The sequence below is a fragment of the Massilia sp. PAMC28688 genome, from assembly GCF_019443445.1.
GTDB lineage: Bacteria > Pseudomonadota > Gammaproteobacteria > Burkholderiales > Burkholderiaceae_D > Telluria_A.
Map to the genome: position 1 here is coordinate 4,194,952 of NZ_CP080378.1, position 20,679 is coordinate 4,215,630.

Annotated in this window: 14 protein-coding genes; 10 read left to right on the forward strand and 4 right to left on the reverse strand. The window is 57.2% G+C overall.

Going from position 1 to position 20,679, the window contains the following annotated elements; translation table 11 throughout:
• The first annotated feature begins 163 nt into the window (after positions 1-163).
• The 6 genes from KY495_RS18785 to KY495_RS18815 all read left to right on the forward strand — a co-directional run bounded on the left by KY495_RS18785 (position 164) and on the right by KY495_RS18815 (position 11,833).
• The gene (locus tag KY495_RS18785) at positions 164-1,099 is read left to right on the forward strand and encodes a hypothetical protein (protein ID WP_219880867.1); all 936 of its coding nucleotides are present in this window, start codon (positions 164-166) and stop codon (positions 1,097-1,099) included.
• A 32-nt stretch (positions 1,100-1,131) separates the two neighbouring features.
• The gene (locus KY495_RS18790; RefSeq protein WP_219880868.1) at positions 1,132-4,374 is read left to right on the forward strand and encodes a type VI secretion system Vgr family protein; all 3,243 of its coding nucleotides are present in this window, start codon (positions 1,132-1,134) and stop codon (positions 4,372-4,374) included.
• On the forward strand, positions 4,371-7,787 hold the full coding sequence (locus tag KY495_RS18795) for a hypothetical protein (protein WP_219880869.1): 3,417 nt from the start codon (positions 4,371-4,373) through the stop codon (positions 7,785-7,787). The genes KY495_RS18790 and KY495_RS18795 overlap by 4 nt, the downstream gene beginning before the upstream one ends.
• 25 nt (positions 7,788-7,812) lie before the next feature.
• Positions 7,813-9,078: a hypothetical protein gene (locus tag KY495_RS18800; RefSeq protein ID WP_219880870.1), complete on the forward strand. Its 1,266-nt coding sequence runs from the start codon at positions 7,813-7,815 to the stop codon at positions 9,076-9,078.
• 291 nt (positions 9,079-9,369) lie between these two features.
• Positions 9,370-10,329, forward strand: coding sequence for a hypothetical protein (locus KY495_RS18805; RefSeq protein ID WP_219880871.1), 960 nt, complete (start codon positions 9,370-9,372; stop codon positions 10,327-10,329).
• Between the two features lie 26 nt (positions 10,330-10,355).
• A protein-coding gene (locus tag KY495_RS18815; protein WP_374040954.1) for an IS3 family transposase occupies positions 10,356-11,833 on the forward strand; the annotation gives its coding sequence in 2 pieces (ribosomal slippage) (positions 10,356-10,781 and positions 10,784-11,833; 1,476 coding nt in all).
• 585 nt (positions 11,834-12,418) lie between these two features.
• Here KY495_RS18815 and KY495_RS18820 read toward each other — a convergent pair.
• Positions 12,419-13,402 (reverse strand): IS5 family transposase, encoded by a 984-nt coding sequence (locus KY495_RS18820; protein ID WP_219880848.1) that lies wholly within the window; start codon positions 13,400-13,402, stop codon positions 12,419-12,421.
• Between KY495_RS18820 and KY495_RS18825 the strand changes: the two genes are divergently transcribed.
• The gene (locus KY495_RS18825) at positions 13,401-13,538 is read left to right on the forward strand and encodes a hypothetical protein (RefSeq protein WP_219880872.1); all 138 of its coding nucleotides are present in this window, start codon (positions 13,401-13,403) and stop codon (positions 13,536-13,538) included. The two genes, KY495_RS18820 and KY495_RS18825, sit on opposite strands and share 2 nt — an antisense overlap.
• A 1,378-nt stretch (positions 13,539-14,916) precedes the next feature.
• On the opposite strand, the gene KY495_RS18830 is transcribed toward KY495_RS18825, so the two are convergent.
• Positions 14,917-16,004, reverse strand: a protein-coding gene (locus KY495_RS18830; protein ID WP_219880873.1) for an IS3 family transposase whose coding sequence is annotated in 2 segments (ribosomal slippage) — positions 14,917-15,752 and positions 15,752-16,004 — 1,089 coding nt in all. Because the reading frame shifts where the segments join, the coding sequence is not laid out codon by codon here.
• An 80-nt stretch (positions 16,005-16,084) separates the two neighbouring features.
• Between KY495_RS18830 and KY495_RS18835 the strand changes: the two genes are divergently transcribed.
• The 3 genes from KY495_RS18835 to KY495_RS18845 all read left to right on the forward strand — a co-directional run bounded on the left by KY495_RS18835 (position 16,085) and on the right by KY495_RS18845 (position 18,208).
• A complete protein-coding gene (locus KY495_RS18835) occupies positions 16,085-16,402 on the forward strand; it encodes a hypothetical protein (RefSeq protein WP_219880874.1) in 318 nt (105 codons plus the stop codon).
• 222 nt (positions 16,403-16,624) lie between these two features.
• On the forward strand, positions 16,625-17,101 hold the full coding sequence (locus KY495_RS18840) for a DUF3304 domain-containing protein (protein WP_219880875.1): 477 nt from the start codon (positions 16,625-16,627) through the stop codon (positions 17,099-17,101).
• Positions 17,102-17,470: 369 nt separating this feature from the next.
• A complete protein-coding gene (locus KY495_RS18845) occupies positions 17,471-18,208 on the forward strand; it encodes an SDR family oxidoreductase (RefSeq protein ID WP_219880876.1) in 738 nt (245 codons plus the stop codon).
• 12 nt (positions 18,209-18,220) lie between these two features.
• On the opposite strand, the gene KY495_RS18850 is transcribed toward KY495_RS18845, so the two are convergent.
• Together KY495_RS18850 and KY495_RS18855 are read right to left on the reverse strand one after the other, a co-directional pair.
• Positions 18,221-19,102, reverse strand: a complete 882-nt coding sequence (locus KY495_RS18850; RefSeq protein WP_229518364.1) for a family 16 glycosylhydrolase — start codon at positions 19,100-19,102, stop codon at positions 18,221-18,223.
• 1 nt (position 19,103) lies between these two features.
• Positions 19,104-20,624 carry a tryptophan halogenase family protein gene (locus tag KY495_RS18855; protein ID WP_219880877.1) on the reverse strand — a complete coding sequence of 507 codons (1,521 nt, stop codon included), beginning with the start codon at positions 20,622-20,624 and terminating at the stop codon, positions 19,104-19,106.
• Between the last annotated feature and the right edge of the window lie 55 nt (positions 20,625-20,679).

The window sequence follows — 20,679 nt, forward strand, 5'->3', positions numbered from 1 at the left end:
TGCGATACTGCCAAAATTGCCTATTAGTATAACTTGAAGTTCTGATAATCTAGCCCTTGTTTACGTGTTAATTCGTGGACAATGCAACATAGTTGGAATTATATCAACAACAGAACTGTCGCAAATAGCGTAAAGTTATGCAGAAATTAACAAGGAGCGCATTTTGCAACATAGCGATGATCGTCCGCCGGCGTCGGGCCGGCCCAGTCTTCTGTCTGCGGAGCAGCAGGGAGAAGCAGAGCGCCAGCGCATCCTGTCCGGTCTCGATAACAAACCGTCGCTAACGACTGCAGGGGCGGACAAGGCCCGCAGCGGCGCGCTCAAGTGGGTGGCGGCCGGTGCTGCCGTGCTGGCCCTGACAGCCGGTGCGGGCGCCTGGCTGGTCAGCGAAGGGGAAAAGGAAATCGTGCTGGCGGGCACCGCGCCGCTGCCGGCCACACCGCCACCGGCCGCAGCGCTGGTGTCGGAGCCGGCCCCACTGACGCCGCCGGGCGAAGAGGTGTCGACCGCGGCCATCTTGCAGGATACGCCAGTGATGGCAGAGCCGGCACCGGCCACGCCACCAGCGCTCGACAAGGATGGCGATGAGCTGCAGTCCATGCTCGAGCAGGGCTTGCCGGATGCACCCAAGGCCGCAGCGGGGACTCCGCTGGTGCTGGCCGATGCGCCACCGTATGCGGGCGAAAAGCGCGCCCCTGGGCCGGAGAAGGCAGTGCCTGCAGCCAAGGCGGCGAAGCCTGCCGCCGACAAGTCGAAGCCGCCAGCATCAAAGGCGGCTGTAAAGAAAACGGCAACGGCCAAGAATGACGCCAAAGCGCGCAGCAAGAACACTGCCGCGTCCGCCAAGAAGAAACCGGCGCCGGCCAAGCCGGCCCCGAAGATTGACAGCGATGAAGCCCTGCTGGCCGCACTGGTAGCTCATTCCAAGGCGACGCAGCCCAAGCGCGCCACGGGAGTCGCGGCCAAGCTCAAGCAATGCAAGACATTGGGATCGGTTGCCGATGCGGAGCAGTGCCGCGCCAAGTTGTGTGCAGGCAGCGCCAGAAAAGAGGCGGAGTGCAAGTCTTCACGCGTGGCAAAAGCGGCGGGCGATTCCTGAACCGGGTCAAATTTTAGTACGAAAGCAAGTCAATGAATTCAGCGTTAGCCGACAAGATCTCGGCGGTACTAGCAGCATTTTCCAGCGTCAGTAGACTTTACGCACTGACAATTGGAGATGAGGACAGCGCGTCCGGCACCGAAGGCTTGATGGTCGAAGCCTTTGCCGCCGATGACGCGCTACAAGACATTGGCGCGCGCGACGTGATTGCCGTGTCGACCAACGCCCATATTGATCTTGGCCCATTGCTCGGCCAGCCCGCTGCCTTGCGCGTAACCCTGGCCGATGGCAGCCGCACCACGTTTGCCGGCGAGATCAGCCAGGTGGCGATGCTGGGCAGCGAAGGCGGCCTGGCGCGCTACCGCGTACGGATTTCCCCTTGGCTGTGGCGCCTGAGCCAGGTGCGCAACAGCCGCGTATGGCAAGACAAGAGCGTCATTGACATCGTCGAATCGGTATTCGAAGCGTATGGCCCGGTGGCGAAGTGGCGCTGGAGCGAAGAAGCCGGTCCCTTCCTGGCCGAGGCCACGCGCAGCTACTGCTGCCAGTACCGCGAAACTGACCTGGCATTCGTGCGCCGCCTGCTGACCGAGGAAGGCATTGGCTGGCGCTACGAGCAGACCGAGGACGGCCCAGGCGTGGTGCTGTTTGCGGACAGCACCCAGCAGGATGCTATCGCCGAAGATATCAGCAGCGAGGCCGATGGCGGTTTGCGCTTCCATAATGTGCGTGCCGGCGAACGCCAGGATACGGTGCAGGCCTTGCATGCGCAGCGCGCCATCAGCGCATCCATGACCACCTTGCTCAGCTATGACTATAAGGCCAAGCAGGCTGTGGCGGCCAGCGCACCATCGCGCCTTGCCAATGGTACGCGCCTGGCGTCGCTTGAATCGTTCGATGTCCCTGGCCAGTACGCTTTCGCCAGCGCATCGCAGGCGCAGCACTATGCCGACATGCAGATGCAGGGCAGGGAAGCGCGAGCCCAGCTATGGTCGGGTCGTTCCACGGTACGCAGCTTGCGCGCAGGCACCCGCGTCACCGTATTTGATGCGCCGCTCAAGCGGCTGGGCGACGCACCCGCTTTCACCATCTTGCGCGTTTGCAGCGTGGGCGTGAACAACCTGCCGGCACCGGCGCACCAGGCCTTGTCGGAACTGTTCGGCCCCATACCCGAACTGTTGCAGGACATCGTGCGCGACGCGCCGGACGATTTCGATTTGGCCATTTCCCAGGCGCGTTCCACCGGCTACGCCAATTGCTTCGAGGCGTTAGCGGCCGACGTCGTCTGGCGGCCGCAGTTGCCGGACAGCGAGGGACGCAACCATCCGCGCGCCACCGCGCTTGGCTCGCAAAGCGCGATCGTGGTGGGCCCCGATGGTGCCGACACGGCCGACGGCGCAGACGAGCTCTATTGCGACTACCTGGGACGCGTGCGCATTCGCTACCACTGGCAGGACAGCGGCGACGCGACCTGCTGGGTGCGCGTGGCGCAGCGTTCGGCTGGCGGCGGCATGGGCAGCCAGTTCCTGCCGCGTATCGGTCAGGAAGTGTTGGTGCAGTTCCTGGAAAATGACATCGACCGGCCCGTGATTGTTGGTGCCCTGTACAACGGCCAGGGCGAGGGAGGTGTGGCCCCGACGCCGGGCGGCCAGGCTGCGGGCGAGGGCGACGCAGACTGCTTCGCGCCGGCACATAACAGCGCGCCTTCGGCGCAGGGCAACATTGCTGGCGGCAATAGTCCGCTGTGGCATGGCGCTTCAAGCGATACCAAGGGACACCGCAATGGCGCGGCCCAGTGGGGTGTGCGCAGCAAGGAGTTTGGCGGCTCGGGCTACAACCAGCTGCTGTTCGACGACACCGATGCCCAGGGACGCATCCAGCTCAAAAGCAGCCATGCGGGCAGCGAGCTCAATCTCGGACACCTGATTCACACGGCCGACAACTACCGCGGCAGTTTCCGCGGCCTGGGTGCGGAGCTGCGGACCGATGCCTATGGTGCCGTTCGGGCGGGCCGTGGCCTCTTGATCAGTAGCTACAAGACCAGCCACAGCGCGACGCAGCGCGATCCTGCCGGTGACAACGCGCCGGCCATTGCCATGCTCAAGCAGGCGGCGACGATTGCAGAAACGTTCAGCAAAGCGGCCGAGACGCACAAGACCGTTGCGCTGGCCACGCACACGGGGGCGATTGGTGCCAGCGAAAGCGTGATTGATGAAAAGGGCGCGCCGGTCAAGGCCTTGATGACGGCCGTCTCCGGCATGGTGGGCAGCGATTCGCTGGATACGGCGCAGGCGGATGCGTTGGCCAAGGAAACGTCGCCGGCCGAGGGCAAGCTGCCGCACGCCACTGACCCCATCATCGCCATTGCGGCCCAGGCGGGCCTGGGCATAAGCGCGGGGCAGAGCGTGCAGTTGGCCAACGGCGAAACGGTGGCACTTATGAGCGGCAAGGACATGCAGTTCAACACGGGCGGTCAGATGCGCGTGCACACCGGGCAAGCCATCGGCGTGCTGGGCGGAGCGATGAAGCCGGGGCTGGACAATGTCGGCCTGCAGATGATCGCTGCGAAGGACAACATCGACGTTCAGGCGCAGAGTGACACGCTGACCGTGCAAGCGCGCGACGAGATCAATGTCATGAGCGCCAATAGCCATATTGACTGGGCGGCGGCCAAGAGCATCAGCCTGTCGACGGCGGGCGGGGCGAACATCACGATTGAGGGTGGGAATATTACCGTGCAGTGCCCGGGCAATATCGTTATTCATGCCGGGAAGAAGGTGTTCAGCGGACCCGAAAGTCGGGAATATCCGATGCCGCAACTGCCCAAGTCCTCGACAAAGCCGGTCCCACTCAAATTCGATCTGATGTTGACCGCGCTGCCTGGCCTGGATGCGATTCCTCTTGGTAACTACGACTGGCAAATCGTCAGGATGGGCGCCGCGAAGAAGGACCGAATAATCGTTCAAGGAGTCTCTGACGATGAGGGAAAACTCAAGTTGACCCCGGCTCAGGAGCTCCGTTTGTCTGTCGCGGTTGCGCGGTGGCCGAGTGACATTTACGTGATCGGGCCTGGTATTGAACGGCCGCTGATTATCTATGACCAAAAAGATGATTGGACGGAAAGCCAAAAAACCTTGCATGCCTTGGCTGCCCTTGATTTCTCCGAGGTGCCAGGCACACACATCACGACTGAAGAGAGTACCCGAGAGAGAACGCGGGCGGGTGAAGCAACAGGCGAAGCATCCACATTTCAGTTTTTCAAAAAGATATCATGAGCACTACAAAAACACAGCGGCCAGCCACAGTTGTCAAAGTCCTCAATAATGGGGCACCTGTAGTAAAAGGACAGATGGCGTCCCACGCTGGTGCGCACGGCAGAGACAACATTGAGCCCAATGCTTTCGCACCGCTACGGCAGAACAATAAAGTGCGATTCTTCACCACTGGAAAAGAGTATTTCAAGGTGGTCTGCGCCGCAATGTTAAGCGCGAAGTCGAGCATCTTTATTGCTGGGTGGCAGGTGAACTGGGATGTTGAACTGACGCCCGGGATGCGGCTGCTCGATGTATTGCACAACCGGGTTCAAAGTTCGGACAAGTTCCGTGTATTCGTTATGCCATGGCTGTCGCCGAAAATTGGCTTGGACACGTTGGATCTGGAAACGATGCTCGCGGTTTTTCATCTCAACGCTGGTCGAAAAACCATGCAAGCCATGTGCTGCCCTGCCGGAGGACAAAGCGATCTCATCGGCACGGAAGGTGCCGCGTTCAGTCACCATCAAAAACTCGTCGTCATCGACAACAAGATTGCCTATATCGGGGGTATTGACCTTGCTTACGGCCGTTGTGACGACGAGCGGTTTTCACTTAACCATGAAGGCCGGCGGTTGAACGAGCGCTACAATCCAGGTATCCCGGCTTTACAGGCGGTTAGAGCTGAAGACGGCCCGAGTGTCACAACCATGGATCTGCTGCTCACCACGGTTACGGCAGGTCACTGGAAAATTGGGGGCAACAGTGCGCCCGCCGAAAAAGACAAACCTGGCGCTTTGATGAAGTATCTGACTGCCCGCATGGCAGAGGCCGATCAACTCGCACTTGACGCAGTTGCAGTCGTGAATTCCGGCATGCGGTTGACGAAAGAACGCCACGCCAGCATGGTGAAGAGCACGAAGGTGCTCGTTAAATCCAGTCTAAACGGAGCGGCCAACACAGCGATTGATGCTGCCCGCGCAGTCAGCTCTCAATGCGCAGCGTGGCAAGTGCCTGATCTTTATGGCACCGTAGCGAGCTATAAAGTCAATCCGCGGCCTGTCTCCGGGATGGGCACTTCCGTGCGTAACATGGAAGAAAACGTCATCGAAACCTACAACCAAGGCGTTGCTAAAGCGCGGGAATTTTTGGAACCCCTGGGCCGACTGGAGATCGACCCGAAAACAACGACCGGTATACCGGGGGCGCTGGATGATACGGAGCGTACTGCACGTGGAGCGGTCAATGCTTCCGTTGGCACCGCAGCGCGGGCGGCCGGGGTCGCTCAGGAAATTGCCAAAGATGGCAGGGATGTATGCGTGCAAATAGCGCCCAGCGTCGCGCACGGGGTCGCGTCAGCAAAATCCAGCGCGCGCGATCTTATCGCCGCCGCGCAAAGGATGGATGAAGAAGCAAGCCAGACCATCAGCAGCATCAACGCGGCAATCGAGCACGGCCTCAATATTTTGCAAGGTGCCGTGATTGACGAGATCAATGCGGCTCGTAGGGTATTAAATGATAAGGTATTGCAAGCAATTGAAGTAATCGACGAGAAAACGCTAGCAGGGATTCGCAGCGTTAGCCAGGAAAAATTTGATGCGGTAATAAAACAGTTCATGCGTTTGGCGAAGGTCGTGTATCTCGCGCAAATTGCATTGGCCTGGGTATCAATCAAACCCAATGAAAAGTTGCTTAGCTCGAAAACAAAATCGTCGGTAAAAGGCAATCACATTTTAAAAGATGATCAGCCGCGGGAGCCTTGGCAAGATGTGCATTCCGAAATAGTTGGACCTGCTGTGGCAGATGTTGCCAGAAACTTTATTGACCGCTGGAATTCCGCTCAGTTCAGTTACTTGCGCGACGGCACTATACGAGATCTAACTGAAGCATTGGGACTCGCTTTGGGGCCGACGCTTGGGATCGTTGGTAAAGTCGTCATCAAAGGTGCCGGACATGCGGCCGCTAAGGCGGGAGGAGATAAGCTGCGGCAGAGTATGATGATTCCGTCGCACCTCGTCCCCCCGGTGCTTCCCGTAAACCCTAAAAAAGATGGCACGGGTGAAAGTGTCCGGATTCTTCGCAGTGCGGCGTTGAAGCTGTGCAAGGATGAGGCCAGAGCAAAAGGTCTGAAGATCATGCCCACCGCGGCCCAGGCGGAAATTCAAACTCAGATGCTCGAACTCATTAAGAATGCAACGGACTTTATTTACATTGAAAACCAATTCTTTCAGTCCGCGTTCGGCGATCCGACCATTGAGCCTTTTACGATCGACGCCGAGCGAAGGACCTCTGGTCCCATGCGGCTTGTCTATGCGAGCCGAATGAACCGTATTAAGTCGGAGTTAAGCGGCGCGGGGTTCGCTGCCGTTAAGAAGGCGCTGCCGAAGAACGAAATCGGCAAGGAAATTGCTGATCGAATTGCAAAAGCGATTCGCCTTGACCAACCATTCCACGTCTATATAGTTTTGCCGGTCCATCCAGAAGGACGTATGGACGATATTACAATTATGGGGCAGATACACTGGACTATGCAGAGTCTTATCTACGCAGACCTAAGTCTTGTTAACCGAATTAAACGCTCGATTGCTGCAAAAAAAATGTTGAAGCCTGGCCTCATCAGTGACGCCGCTTGGGGTGTGGCCTATGCAAAGGCGGGGATCAAATTAACAGACCACGCACCATACGAGAGCGTCAGTGAAGAGGAGTGGTCAAAATACTTGACGCTGCTCAATTTGCGCACGTGCGAAAAAGTCGATGGGCTCGTACGTACGGAGCAAATATATGTGCACAGCAAATTGTTGATCGTGGACGACCGACACGTACTTCTCGGAAGTGCCAACATCAACGACCGCAGCCAGAATGGCGGCCGAGATAGCGAAATCGCTATGGTTATGCTTGGTTCGAGTTCCATGAAAGCAACTCTAGGGAGTCGTGCCACTTCGGTCAATCCACTAGCGCGAAAATTGCGGGTTGATCTGTGGCAGAAACATTTTGCGATAGGCGCCGGTAATGAATTTGTACATCCCGTTCCTGCAGCGCAGGAACTTCTGGATACTCCTGCGCTGGAGTCAACGTATCGTAGGATTCAGGCGCTTTCGCGAGCTAACGCCAAGACATTTGAGGCGAATTTTCCTCATATTCCAGTGGCGGGTAATGGCCGATCTCCCCCTGCCCGGGGTGTTTCAATATGGCCAGTTTGCCCGGCAGGGGTTACGGCTCAGGATGCAGCCGAGCACGCTAAGGCCATGCCCTTTCACCATGAATTCTGGACGCACCTCGCAGGAAAGCGATCGTTTGAAGGCAAAGCCTTTGGTTTTATTTCCAAGCTGCCGACTTTTTGGACGGTAGGAGAGTATAACCACCCTGGCGAAATGTCCGTTGGTGCATTAACCCTTAGACCCGACATCGGTACAACATCGCAAACGGCGGTAGGCTAATTCGAATGAGTATGGAATCAGCATCGTGAATAATTTTATGTTCAAGCCCTGCTGGGTAATGGCAATTGCAGTACTTATGACTGGTTGTAGTCGCGCGGAACCAACAAAACCGCAGAATCCGCGCAATACCATGATAACTTCCTGCATTGACAGATTGCTTCTGGATATGCCTTCGCCCATTGAATTCAGTGGGACCGAGGTGAAATATGATGGTACGCATTCATTCGTTGGAATAGGCGACCGAGGTGTGCGCGGCGTGCGCTATGGCGAACGCGCCCTTACGGAAACTCATCCAACGGCTGAAACTGAATTCTTTCGAATCAAGCGACAGGTTGGTACTAGGATCACTACACAAGAGCAGCTCACGTCGGAAATATTCGCGATTGACGGTGAAATAGAGCTATTTCAAGATATTCTAAAAGGCCCGGACTTGGAGTTGCGAGCAGAGGCGGCGAAGCGACTAAAGGAGCTCCGCGTAAAGCGGGCCTCCGTAGAGGCTGCTCGACCGCATTCCGGACCTGTGACCATAGCGGATAAAACCGCTTTCGCTTTTCAGGACGGCGGCGCGTTTAAGCTTGGCTTCTACGTTCCCGAGGATAGGCGTGTAAGAATTTTAGAGGGCAAGCTAGTGGGGGGGGCGCATGATGGAAAAGAAGCCGTTCAGGAACAATACAAGTTGTTCCGATCACGATACTTGCCGAGAAATCCGAGAACAGGTGTAGGCCAGCGCGGATTCTGTACGGCTCATGGAATTATTTTAGAAAAAGAATTCGCTACTGAACGCAACACGTTCACCGAGGTGATGTTCCGAAGTACTAAATATCCAAATCTTATTTTTACGCTCACCGTTGAGCCGCCTTCGGCAGAACACCAAGATATTCATACTGAGAGAAATCTTGGCGCCGATACCGCAAACTTGCATCTGATTGGCATTGAGAAGCGATTTGGTCCTGAGCGAGTGTCCATATTAGGCGCAAATGGACGAGTGCTAGGCTACAGTTACGGGCGCAATTGTTCCAAGACGAGCTGCCGTCCAGCCGATCAGCTTTACGAGTTCGAGGCGAAGACGTACGGCGAAGCTGGAAACAAGTATCGGCCCCATCTTACGTTACACATGATCGCTGCAACCTCCGATGAATATAAAACGGCGTGGCCGGAACTCCCAGACGCCCCGGACCATAACAAAGTGATGCGACCCGGCTTAAAAGGAAAAGTTCCGCCGCCGTACGAGGAAGGCAAGAAGATATTTCTTCAAGTGCTCCAGTCTATCCGCGCAAAAGATCCCTTATGAACGACGCGAATGGATGGCTGGACCGCAATGGACCGTCGTACCGACATTTGTCAAAACACGCACCTGTCGCGGGGACGGCGTGAGCACTCGATATAACATCCTGAGAGCGTCAGCGGCCATCGTATCTTTCGTGATGTCGCACACCCCAGCGTGTGCCTCGCAGGTCTCGACCACGGCATGTATCGACCGATTGCTACTCACACTGCCAGGACCCGTTGAGTTCGCTGCGAGTGATGCCAAATATGGCGGCACGCACTTTTTTCCCGGTATTGACGATTTGGCCGCCGGGGGGTGAGATTTGCCGACAACGAGTTGACTGAAACTCAAATCACTTCTGTGAAGGAATTCCGTGAGATTGAGGCATATGTTCGCAATACGTTGACAACGCCGAAACAATTTTCGTCGCATGCGGCGCAGATCAGTCGAGGTATAGCTTACTCGCAAAAGCTATCGAAAAGCACAGATGTGAATTTAAGGGCAGATGCCCTAGAGGAATTGAAGGTCTTACGTGCTGAGCTCGCGGCTAACAAGGCGGCGCGTTCCGATGTCGGCGCGATCAGTACACCAGACAAGGCTGCGTTTGCCTATCGGGATGGCCGCGCCTATAAATTTGGATTTTTTGCTTCCGATGATAAGCGTGTGCGGATTTGGGAGGGCGAGATTCCTGAAAACTCGAAAGCTACGAATGCCGTCGTTGAGGCTCAATATCGGCTGTGGAGGTCTCGGTACGTTGTGCGCGCAGCTACTGAGGTCGGTAGTGAGCGAGGTTTCTGCACCCCACACGGCATTATTTTAGATGCTGAAAGAGTGGCCGCGGAACGGAACACGCGCACTGATTTAATGTTTCGTAGCGTCAAATACCCAAATCTTATTTTCAGGCTCACGGTAGAACCCGCCACTACAAGCGGCAAGGACATCCACACTGAGCCAAATCTCGGCGCTGATAGAGCGAATCTGCATCTTGTGGGAATCGAGAAAAAATTTGGTCCGAAGCGAGTGTCCATACTCGGCGCCAACGGTAGCGTGCTAGGCTACAGTTACGGGCGGAATTGTTCCGAGACGAGCTGCCGTCCAGCCGATCAGCTTTACGAGTTCGAAGCGAAGACATACGGTCAAGCGGGCAAGGAATATCGGCCATATTTGACGTTACATATGATAGCTGCGACTTCGGACGAGTATAAGACGGGATGGCCTGAACTTCCAGACGCCCCCCCCCTGTGCCAATATAACTTGAGACACCTACCCGATTAATTTAGAGTACAGCAGTAGGTCCCCAAATGCACAACCGAAAGCATCAAATTAGCACTCCAGTAGCTCCCCCGGACACCACCGACGTGTCGCCTTCCGAAGCGCAACGGCCAGACCCCGAGGTCGTCCCCACTGCCAAGCGGCGCGCTTTTTCCAAGGCCGAGAAACTGCGCATTCTGGCCGCCGCTGACGCCTGCGTGGCGCCCGGCGACATCGGCGCGTTGCTGCGTCGGGAAGGCATCTACTCGTCCCACCTGGCGACGTGGCGCAAGCAGCGTCAAGCTGCAGGCGAGGTCGCCGCTCTGGAGCGCAAGCGCGGCCCGAAAGCTGATCCCGCTGCCGCCCAGACGCGGCGCGTGCTGGAGCTGGAAAAAGAAGTAGAACGCCTGCGCGCGAAGCTGGTCAAGGCCGACTTGATTATCGACGTCCAAAAAAAACTTTCCACTCTGCTGGGTCTGAGCACCAGCGACACACCGAGCGAGCCGAAGTGATTAATGCCGCCAACAGCCTGGGTGAGCAGGTCGGCCTGGCCGCTGCGTGTCGCGCCTTGCGTCTGCCACGCAGCGCCCTGTATCGCGACCGCGCCGCGCGCCACATCTGCCTGTTGCCGCCCCCTGTCGCGACAGCACCAGCGAGGCGGCCTCCGCTGGCGCTGTCGGAACTGGAGCGCCGCGTCGTACTTGACGTGCTCAACAGCCCGCGCTTCGCCAATTGCGCGCCTGCAGCCATCCACGCCCAGTTGCTCGACGAAGGGCGCTATGTGGCCTCGGTACGCACCATGTATCGCTTGCTGCAGGGCTGCGCCGCCGTGCGCGAGCGGCGCAACCAACTACGCCATCCAGAGTACGCCAAGCCCGAGCTGCTGGCCGTGGTGCCCAATCAAGTCTGGAGCTGGGACATCACGAAACTGAAGGGGCCGGTCAGAGGAACCTGTTTCCATCTGTACGTCATACTCGACATCTTCAGCCGCTACGTCGTCGGCTGGATGGTGGCCGAGCAGGAAACCGCCGAATTGGCCGAGCAACTCATCGCCGACACCGCCGCTAAGGAATGCATCTCGCCGGGCGCGCTGACGTTGCATGCCGACCGAGGCAGCAGCATGCGCTCTAAGCCAGTGGCCACGCTGCTGTCCGATCTGGGCATCGCCAAGTCGCACAGCAGGCCCTACGTCTCCGACGACAACCCGTACTCGGAGGCGCAGTTCAAGACCATGAAGTACCAGCCCGGATTCCCAGCACGTTTTGGCTCGCTGGCTGACGCGCGCGCTCACTGCGCCACGTTCTTCACTTGGTACAACCAGCAGCATCGCCATTCCGGCATCGGAATGATGACGCCCGAGAGCGTCCACACCGGTCGCGCGATCGAAGTACGCAAGCAACGACAAGCCACTCTGGCAGATGCATTCCAGCGCACGCCGAACCGTTTCAAACACCGCATGCCGCAGCCGCAGAAGCTACCAACGGCAGCATGGATTAACCCACCGGCGATGGAGACGAAAGCTGCCTGAGATCCGAGATTTAGACTCTCACCAATTCAACCAGGTGTTTCAAAATCATTGACACGCTCCGCCCGGACCATAATAAAGTGATGCGACCGGGCTTGAAAGGGAAGGTGCCGCCGCCGTACGAGGAGGGCAAGAGGATATTCCTGCAAGTGCTCCAGTCTCTTCGGACGAAAGATCAATTGTGAAAGATGCTAAAAGTGGCCTATCCTCCGCTCGACCTTTTGTCGGACATTTGTGACATTCCGCAAGTTTCAGCTTATAGCGGGCTAGGAGTTAGTTTTCCGTTAAAGTAGAACGCAACAGGATCATATCCTTTCTTGCTCGCGACTGCCCCGGGATCAGAGGCTGGGACTAGCTTAACAAGCATCTCGAAATTTAACGTTTGAGCGGCCGAAATGAAGTGCACCTATTTGATTTTAACCGCCGCCATTTCAGCGGTTGTTAGGGAGGCGCTGATCAATTGACGATTTCAGCGGGTTCCCGAAATTTGGAGGAATCGACCTCGCCGAAGAATCGCGACGCGCTTTTTCGGTGCCGTTTCTGCCGGGTTTTCAACGAAATTGCAGTATTCCTTGCGCCTTTCGGCACTCAGGACACTCTTCGGGTTTCAGTGATCGTAAATCGCCGGCCGGCCAGCACCAGATTGGCGAAGCCGAACAGTGTGAACAACTGGGCGGTGTTCTTCGCCAAGCCACGGTAGCGCGTCTTCCGATGACGGAACAGGTTCTTGATGACATGAAATGGATGCTCGACTTTCGCGCGCACGCTCGCCTTGAGATGCTCAAGCTTTTCGGTCATGCGGCCGAGCTTGTTCTTCGGCAGCGCCTTGCGTTTGGCGCGCTTCATCGCCACGTGCCAGGTCACCGGTTTGCCGATGTTCTCGGCCCGCTTTTCAACGCCCTGATAACCGGCGTCGCCAAAGGCCGCCACTTCATCGCCGTGCAGCAGAGCGTGTGCTTGCGTCACATCGGAGACATTGCCAGCGGTGCCCACGACGGTATGCACAAGGCCCGATGCAGCGTCAACGCCGATGTGCGCTTTCATCCCGAAATGCCAGTCATTGCCCTTCTTCGATTGGTGCATTTCCGGGTCGCGCTCGCCGTCTTTGTTTTTGGTCGACGGTGGCGCGGCAATCAAGGTGGCATCCACAATGGTCCCTTCGCGCATCATCAATCCTTTGGCCGCCAGGTGCGCGTTGATCGCTTCGAAGATCTTCTGCGTCAGCCCCTTTGCTTCGAGCAAGTGGCGAAACTTGAGCAGCGTCGTCGCGTCCGGTGCGCTCTCGCGATTGAGGTCTATACCAACAAAAGCGCGGATCGCCTGGCTGTCGTAAATGGCGTCCTCAATACCCTCATCGGACAGACCAAAACACTGCTGGGCCACATACATGCGCAGCATGCGCGCCAAGCCGATCGGCGGACGGCCTGCACCAGTCACCTTCGGATAGTGCGGCTCGATCAGCTTATGCAGCTTGCCCCACGGCGTCGCCACGTCGATCTCAGCGAGGAAGCGGTCGCGGCGCGTCAGCTTCTTCTTAGCGGCGTACTCAAGGTCGGAAAAGCTCTTTTGCATGATCGATGGCGGCGCGGTGAAAGTACCGGTATTGTCTCAGGTCTGGCTGACGATGGAAACGTCCGCGCTTGAATTAATCAGCGTCTCCTTAGCGGATGCGATGCCAAAACAACGCCGGCCACTGAAAAACGCGTAGCCTCCGTGCCGCAACTTGCAGCCCATGGGCCAACGGTATCCATTGACGGCCCGGTTTTTGCGGTTAATGGAAAAAGGGTCTGGCTCGGCGAAAAACTGGATCGTTGGAAGGCTACGCTTCCCGGGGAAGCACGTTGCATAATGGGTGATCGCGTGATTACTTTGTGCATCTGGGACGAGCTTGGGATTTCAGTGGGGACTGGTGAATTCGACAAGTCCCGTGCCGAATTTATCAACGTTGATTTGGTATTGCCACGAATTGTTTATGGGGCGACGGAGTCAGAATTTATTCCGCGTAAAGCGTTTGCAGGGTCGTTGCGGTTTGACGGCTTCCCTATATCAACGGATACAGAATTCCGTAGTATAGTCAAGAATGTTCCCCGCAGGAGGCAACTGCGGTGTGGTGGTCGCGATTGCTCCAATCCCGGTGGAAATTTCGAGGACGTTGGAATGATTAAACTCCACCTTAGTAGCTCGACGGACCGCGGGACAGTTGAAAACTTGTCTGTCGCATGTGCTGAGTTGGAGCTTTGTGTCGGAATCGCTGCAGCAACGACAAATTGATCGTCCGCCGGCGTCGGGCCGGTCCAGTCTTCGTCTGCCGAGCAGCAGGGAGAAGCTGAGCGCCAGCACATCTTGTCCTGTCTCGATAGCAAACCGTCGCTAACGACTGCCAGGGCGAAAGGCGTTACAGCCATGCGTAATGGTCGGTGTTAAACACAAGGTAGCCGAGGAAAATGCCGAGTTGCGCTCCGACATTCGCGGTCTTTTTGTTGAGATGTCTCTGAATTGGCGGTACGACGAGTCAAAAACGCCAGCGCCGCCAGGTGGATTTAATAACTTAATTTCTCAGCGGAGGCCAACTGTGTTCAAGGCCGAGACAGCAAACGCATGACCTGGTATCGCATTACTTTACTGATTGACAGCATTAATCTCGCTTACTTCTACGCCTTGGCCGTGGTTCTGACCATTTTTGTCGTTTTGCACCGGAAAAACCCGCTCCTGGTACCGCGCGCTTTGGCATTGACTGGCTGGTATGGGCTTATGTTAATGGCTGCTCCAATGCTTGGCTTTTGTTTTTGGTATAACTTTAGCCACCGATCGGACCATGAGGTAATCGCCATCGTAGTCCGATTTATTTCATTTGTACCAGTGTTAGCATGTGCCTTAATTGCCCTGTTCAGGTATCCGGTCCGAAGAAATTTGCAGCCATAACCGCTTCTAGCTACCAGCCCCCTGCAAGTCCCGGCGGTCCCACACGGGCTGATGGAATTGCCGATCGTTGCGTGGTGGGATTGCAATTAAGCTCAACAATATTTATTATCCAAACGGCAAAGGACGGTAATCCCCCCATTAATGATGGGCGCCAAAAGTAGAGGCTATGCGGCGAGGGCCAATTTCTGAATCGGAGTGATGCCGCCAAGGGCCATGTGTGGCCGGTCATGATTGTAAGTCCATAACCAGTGCGTGGCAAAGTCTTGAATCTCATCAAGGGAATCGAACAAATGATGTGCCAGCCAGTCGTAGCGTACAGTGCGGTTGTAGCGCTCGACGTAAGCGTTTTGCTGCGGCTGTCCAGGCTGGATGAACGCAATCTCGATGTCATGCTTGGCGGCCCACATCTTGGTCGTCTCGCTGATGTATTCGGGACCGTTGTCGCAACGGATAATGCGGGGCTTGCCACGCCATTCGATCAGTTGATTCAGTGACCGTACGATGCGCTCCGATGGCAGCGAGAAATCGACGTCGATGATCAAGCCTTCACGGTTGAAGTCGTCGATGACGTTGAACAGACGAATGCTGCGCCCATCGGCAAGCTGGTCGTGCATGAAGTCCATCGACCAGGTCTGGTTGATCGCCGTGGGCACCGCTAGAGGCAGGGGCTTCTCACGCACCAGGCGCTGACGCGGTTTGATGCGCAGATTGAGTTCCAACTCACGGTAGATGCGGTAGACGCGCTTGTGGTTCCATTTGAAGCCCTTCACGTTGCGCAGGTACAGGAAGCTTAGGCCGAAGCCCCAGTTGCGCTGGTTGTTCGTCAGGCGAATCAACCAATCGGCAATGGCCTCGTTCTCGGCATTGAGCTTGGCTTGGTAGCGGAAGCAGGTCTGGCTGATGCCAAAGGCTAGGCACGCCGCCCTGATGCTCACCCGTCCAGCGTCAACGAAGCTGCGCGCCATCTCCCGTCGGCGAGATGGCGCTACCACTTTTTTGCGAGGGCCTCGGCCACGATCTCTGCCTTGAGGCGCTCTTCGGCATACATTTTCTTGAGCCGACGGTTCTCTTCTTCGAGCTCCTTCATGCGGGCCATCAGCGAGGCGTCCATGCCGCCGAACTTGGAGCGCCATTTGTAGAACGTGGCCGCGCTCATGCCGTGTTCACGGCACAGCTCTGGAATGGGCGAGCCACCTTCGGCCTGTTTCAGGATGGCGATGATCTGGCTGTCGGTAAAGCGGGAAGTCTTCATGCAGAACTTTCAAATGCTAAGTTAGAAAATTCTACTTTTAAATGCGATCATTTGCTGGGGGGATTACCGGACGTCTTCCCATGACTTTTGAAAAAAACCGCATTCTCTCACTTCGCCTGTTGGGAATCGCAATAGCTGCTTTTATTTTTGTAAAGTTTTTCTCGGGCAGCATCGCAGGATCTTGCCGCAATGCTGGGTGCGTTGGTGTGGCTGCTGGCACTGCAGTTGTTGGTTTCGGGATTGGGTTCCTATTGATGGCAACCGCCACTTTCTATGCCGTACGAAGTTATTCTCGGATCGAGGGGCGGCGGTCCAGCCTGCGGGTTCTGGAACTATGGGGGTTCTGGCTACTTACGCTGTTGATGTTCATGATGACATTGGGCTCTTTCAGATTTTAAGGCGCTGACCATGCGAACCCCTATTGTCGAACATTTGCCGCTGTCGCGCTCATGGGGGACCCTTCAGAGACGGTCATAAAGTTCCACGAAGCGATGCAGAGCTCCGATGGAGCATGGGATAGTGGCCCAGCGTTGTGGGATTCGACCAAAATGATCCAGATGGTGATTTCAATAGAAACGTTCCACAAGCCGCATTGCAAAACTCGTCAGTGGGATAGGTAAATGCCTTTACGAATCAATCGAATCACTCGCCCTATTGCACTTCTCTTGTTGTTTGCCAGTGTGGCACCAGGTTGTGGCAGCCAAAACGGGCGCTTCAATGCGACTATCGTGGGCTACAACCACACCAGCATCCCAATCGCCGAATTCACACTCAAGGTCGACCAGGGCGACGCCGTCAGTGGGATGTCATTGCTGGAGCATTCCGGTGGAGGAGGATTTGTTTGTTGTGTCGAAGTTCCCCGTAAATGGCACAACAATATGAATATAACCGTAAATATCACGGAGCTGGTGGATGGCATGGAGCGCGAACGCGTAGTAATGGCCCCCGTTCCAAAGTATGACAGCGACAACATGAATATTTTGAACATCCATTTTTTGCGCGGGGGACATGTCAAAATTTTTCTCTACGGGGCGACCGCAAACAGCAAAAATTATCCTCTTCAGGGTGAAGAAGCGGAATTGGGCGGCCCAGACTAATCCCGAATATCAGCCTCAACCATAGACAAGATGACACATCTTTACCAAGGTGGGCCAATCCGCTTCGATGGCAAACGTGGCGACTTAATCTGATGGTGCTCAGGTATGGCAGTAAGAACATATTCAATGTGAACATTCATTTCTTGCCTGGAGGAGAGGTCAAACTATTTGTGCTGGTAGTACTATAAGCGGCAAGAATTACCCACTTCAAGGCGCAGAGGCGGAGTTGGGAGGCTGACATCCGCCTGGTTCAACAAGCGTTAGGCCGCTTTACAGCACCCGTCAATGAATAAAAGTCGGACCCGGCGCGCAGCAATGAAAGTCAAGCATCGCAACAATAACGGCCTCGCTCGTCAAGGAAGCATCGACATGAAAGAATCAACCAAAGCAATCGTGACCGGCCACAGCAAGGGCCTGGGCGAAGCCATCGCTCTCAACCTGCTCTCACGCGGCATCCCTGTCCTTGGCCTGGCGCGCCATGCCTCTTCTGCCTTGACGCAGCAGTATCCATCACTGTGCGTACAGAATCGCATCGATCTGGCAAATCCCGCGGCCATGCTGGAATGGCTCAATAGCGGCGAGCTGGAATCGTTCGTCAGCGATTGCGCCACCGTGCTACTGGTGAATAACGCCGGAACCGTACAGCCAGTCGGCTCCTTGCACCAGCAAGCGCCCGCTGATGTGGCGGCAGCCGTGTCGCTCAACGTCACTGCGCCGCTGATGCTGGCCGCCGCCGTATCCCAGGCCACGCCTGGCAGCGAGCGCCGCATCCTGCACGTGTCCAGTGGCGCGGCCCGCAGTGCCTATCCCGGCTGGAGTGTCTACTGCGCCACCAAGTCCGCCCTGGACCACCACGCGCGCGCCGTCCAGATGGATGCGGAAGAGGGCACCCGCATCTGCAGCCTGGCGCCTGGCATCATTGATACTGGCATGCAGGCAGCGATCCGCGCAACGCCGGACGACATTTTCCCCCTGCGCCAACGGTTCCTGGACCTACACCGGCAAGGCCAGCTGGTGGCACCTGCCGACTGCGCCGCCCAGCTGGTCAGCTATCTGCTGGCCGACACGTTCGGCGGCAAAGCGGTGGACGACCTGCGCCACACCTGACAGCTGCCGGCATCAGGGACGATAGACCCGCACATAATCGACCTCCATCCGCACCGGGAAGATCGCATCGTCCACCGGCCCGCCCAGGTCCCCGCCCAGCGCGATATTGAGGATCAGGTACTGCGGTCCCGTGAATGGCCACTTGCGCACATCGCCATCCTTCGGGTTCGCGAACTGGAAGTAGTACTTGTCGTCGACACCAATGACGATCTGATGTTCGTCCCACTTGAGCTGGTAGTTGTGAAAGGCGTCGCAGGCATCCGGCACGGTGGTGGTCGCGCCTTTCTGCGTGCCCAGCGTGTGGTTGTATGCGGCGGTATGCACGGTGCCCAGCACTTCGCCCTTCTTCTGGCCCACGTGTTCCATGATGTCTACTTCGCCCTGCAGCGGCCAGTCGCCACTTTTACCGAGCATCCAGATCGCCGGCCAGGTACCGAAGCCGCAGGGCAGCTTGGCGCGAATCTCGAAAAAGCCATACGTCCATTCCGCCTTGCCGCGCGTGAGCATCCGTGACGAGGTATAGGCCTGCCGGCCGTAGTCAGGTGCACTGGCCAGCTTTTCCTTGAGGGCCGTGATAATTAGCCGGCCGTCGGCCACGCGGGCATTCTCGGCCCGGTCGCGTGAGTAGTATTGAAGTTCATTGTTGTACCAGCCAAGCTTGTTGCGGCTGGTGTCGTAGTCCCATTTGCTCGCATCGGGCAAGCCATCGATATTGAATTCGTCGGCCCATGCCAGCTTCCATCCCGCCGGCACGCCGCCGGGCGGGATGGCCGGTGTGGGCGCTGGCGTCGCTGGCGGCGGCATGGCAACCGCCCCGGGTCCGGCGCTACCCCCGCCGCAGGCGGCAAGGCCGCACAGTCCAATGAAAAGCATATGCAGTGTTGTACGTGTCATGTCATCTTTCTGGATTGGTGCCGGCCTTGCAGTGGGCGGCGATAAAGTCGGCCTGGGTCGGCATGGCGTGGACGCAGCGGGCGATCACCTGCTCCACATTATTAAGGTAGGCGTGCACCTCAGCTTCAGGGCGCAGTTGGGCAAAAGGATGGTAGGCGCGCGGCATCACGCCCTGGCCAATCATCACCTGCAGCCAGCTCATTTCCGTGAACAGTTCGTCCTGCTCGCGGTAGATACGCCCGCTGCTGGAAAACAGGTCGATCTTGCGCTGCAGGCTGTCCGGAATGGCCATGTTGCTGCAGTAGCGCCAGAACTCAGAGTCATCGCGCCGCGTCACCTTGTAGTGCAGGATCAGAAAATCGCGAATGAATTCGTATTCCACGTTTGTCTGGCGGTTATATTCGGCGATATCAACGGGATCGAAACCGCCATGTGGAAAAAAGCTCGCAATGCGCGAGATAGCCGTCTGGATCAGGTGAATGCTGGTCGATTCGAGCGGCTCCAGGAAACCACTCGACAGGCCCACCGCGATGCAATTGCGATTCCAGAACCGCTTGCGGCGGCCAGTCTGGAAGCGCAAATGGCGTGGCTCGGCCAGCGCCGCACCGTCAAGGTTGTCCATCAGGATGCCGGTAGCCTGATCCTGCTCCATGAAGCCGCTGCTGTACACGTGGCCATTGCCGGTGCGATGCTGCAGGGGGATGCGCCACTGCCAGCCGGCAGCGTGGGCCGTGGAGCGCGTCAGGGGCAGCAGCGGCCCGGCCGATTCGCAGGGAACCGCAATGGCCCGATCGCAGGGCAGCCAGTGCGACCAGTCTTCGTATCCCGACTTGAGCGTCTGCTCGATCAGGATCCCGCGCATGCCGGAACAGTCGATAAAGAAATCGCCTTCAATACGCGCGCCGTTCTGCATGACGAGTGCCTCGATGAAGCCATCCGGTTCGCGCTGGAGCACCTGTTCGATCTTGCCTTCTGTGCGTACCACGCCCATGTTTTCGGCATGGCTGCGCAAAAAGCGCGCATATAACCCGGCGTCAAAGTGAAACGCATGCACCAGGTCCTGCATGGGGGAGCCGGCCATCTCGGGTCGCGCACGCATGAATTTGCCGGCGCGGGGAGCCGCCGTGTTCATGGAATAGGCTTCCAATTTGCTGGCTTTGCCTAAAGCTGCCATGCGCAGCCAGAAGTGGTGGAAGGGCAGGGCGTCCCCAGGCTGGCCAACCCGGCCAAAGCCGTGGATGAAACGTTCGCCAACCGCGCCCCAGTTGACAAATTCAATCCCCAGCTTGAAGGTGCCCTGGGTGGCGCGCACGAATGCATCCTCGTCGATGCCGAGGGCCTGGTTAAATTCGTTGATGTGGGGGATGGTCGCTTCGCCCACGCCGATAGTGCCGATGTCTTCCGACTCCACCAGCTCGATGCGGCATGCAGGGCCCAGCAGCTTTGACAGGGCGGCCGCGGTCATCCAGCCGGCAGTGCCGCCGCCGGCAATGACGATACGGCGAACAGGTTCAAGGGCCATGCGCATTGTCTCCTGTGTTAGAGCACAGTGCGCGGGACGGAAAAGCCGCCCCGCG

Coding starts and splice junctions, on each gene's coding strand:
- KY495_RS18790 (WP_219880868.1), top strand. CDS start 1,132: ATGAATTCAGCGTTAGCCGACAAGATCTCGGCGGTACTAGCAGCATTT.
- KY495_RS18795 (WP_219880869.1), top strand. CDS start 4,371: ATGAGCACTACAAAAACACAGCGGCCAGCCACAGTTGTCAAAGTCCTC.
- KY495_RS18825 (WP_219880872.1), top strand. CDS start 13,401: ATGATCGATGGCGGCGCGGTGAAAGTACCGGTATTGTCTCAGGTCTGG.
- KY495_RS18820 (WP_219880848.1), bottom strand. CDS start 13,402: ATGCAAAAGAGCTTTTCCGACCTTGAGTACGCCGCTAAGAAGAAGCTG.
- KY495_RS18835 (WP_219880874.1), top strand. CDS start 16,085: ATGACTTTTGAAAAAAACCGCATTCTCTCACTTCGCCTGTTGGGAATC.
- KY495_RS18840 (WP_219880875.1), top strand. CDS start 16,625: ATGCCTTTACGAATCAATCGAATCACTCGCCCTATTGCACTTCTCTTG.
- KY495_RS18845 (WP_219880876.1), top strand. CDS start 17,471: ATGAAAGAATCAACCAAAGCAATCGTGACCGGCCACAGCAAGGGCCTG.
- KY495_RS18850 (WP_229518364.1), bottom strand. CDS start 19,102: ATGACACGTACAACACTGCATATGCTTTTCATTGGACTGTGCGGCCTT.
- KY495_RS18855 (WP_219880877.1), bottom strand. CDS start 20,624: ATGGCCCTTGAACCTGTTCGCCGTATCGTCATTGCCGGCGGCGGCACT.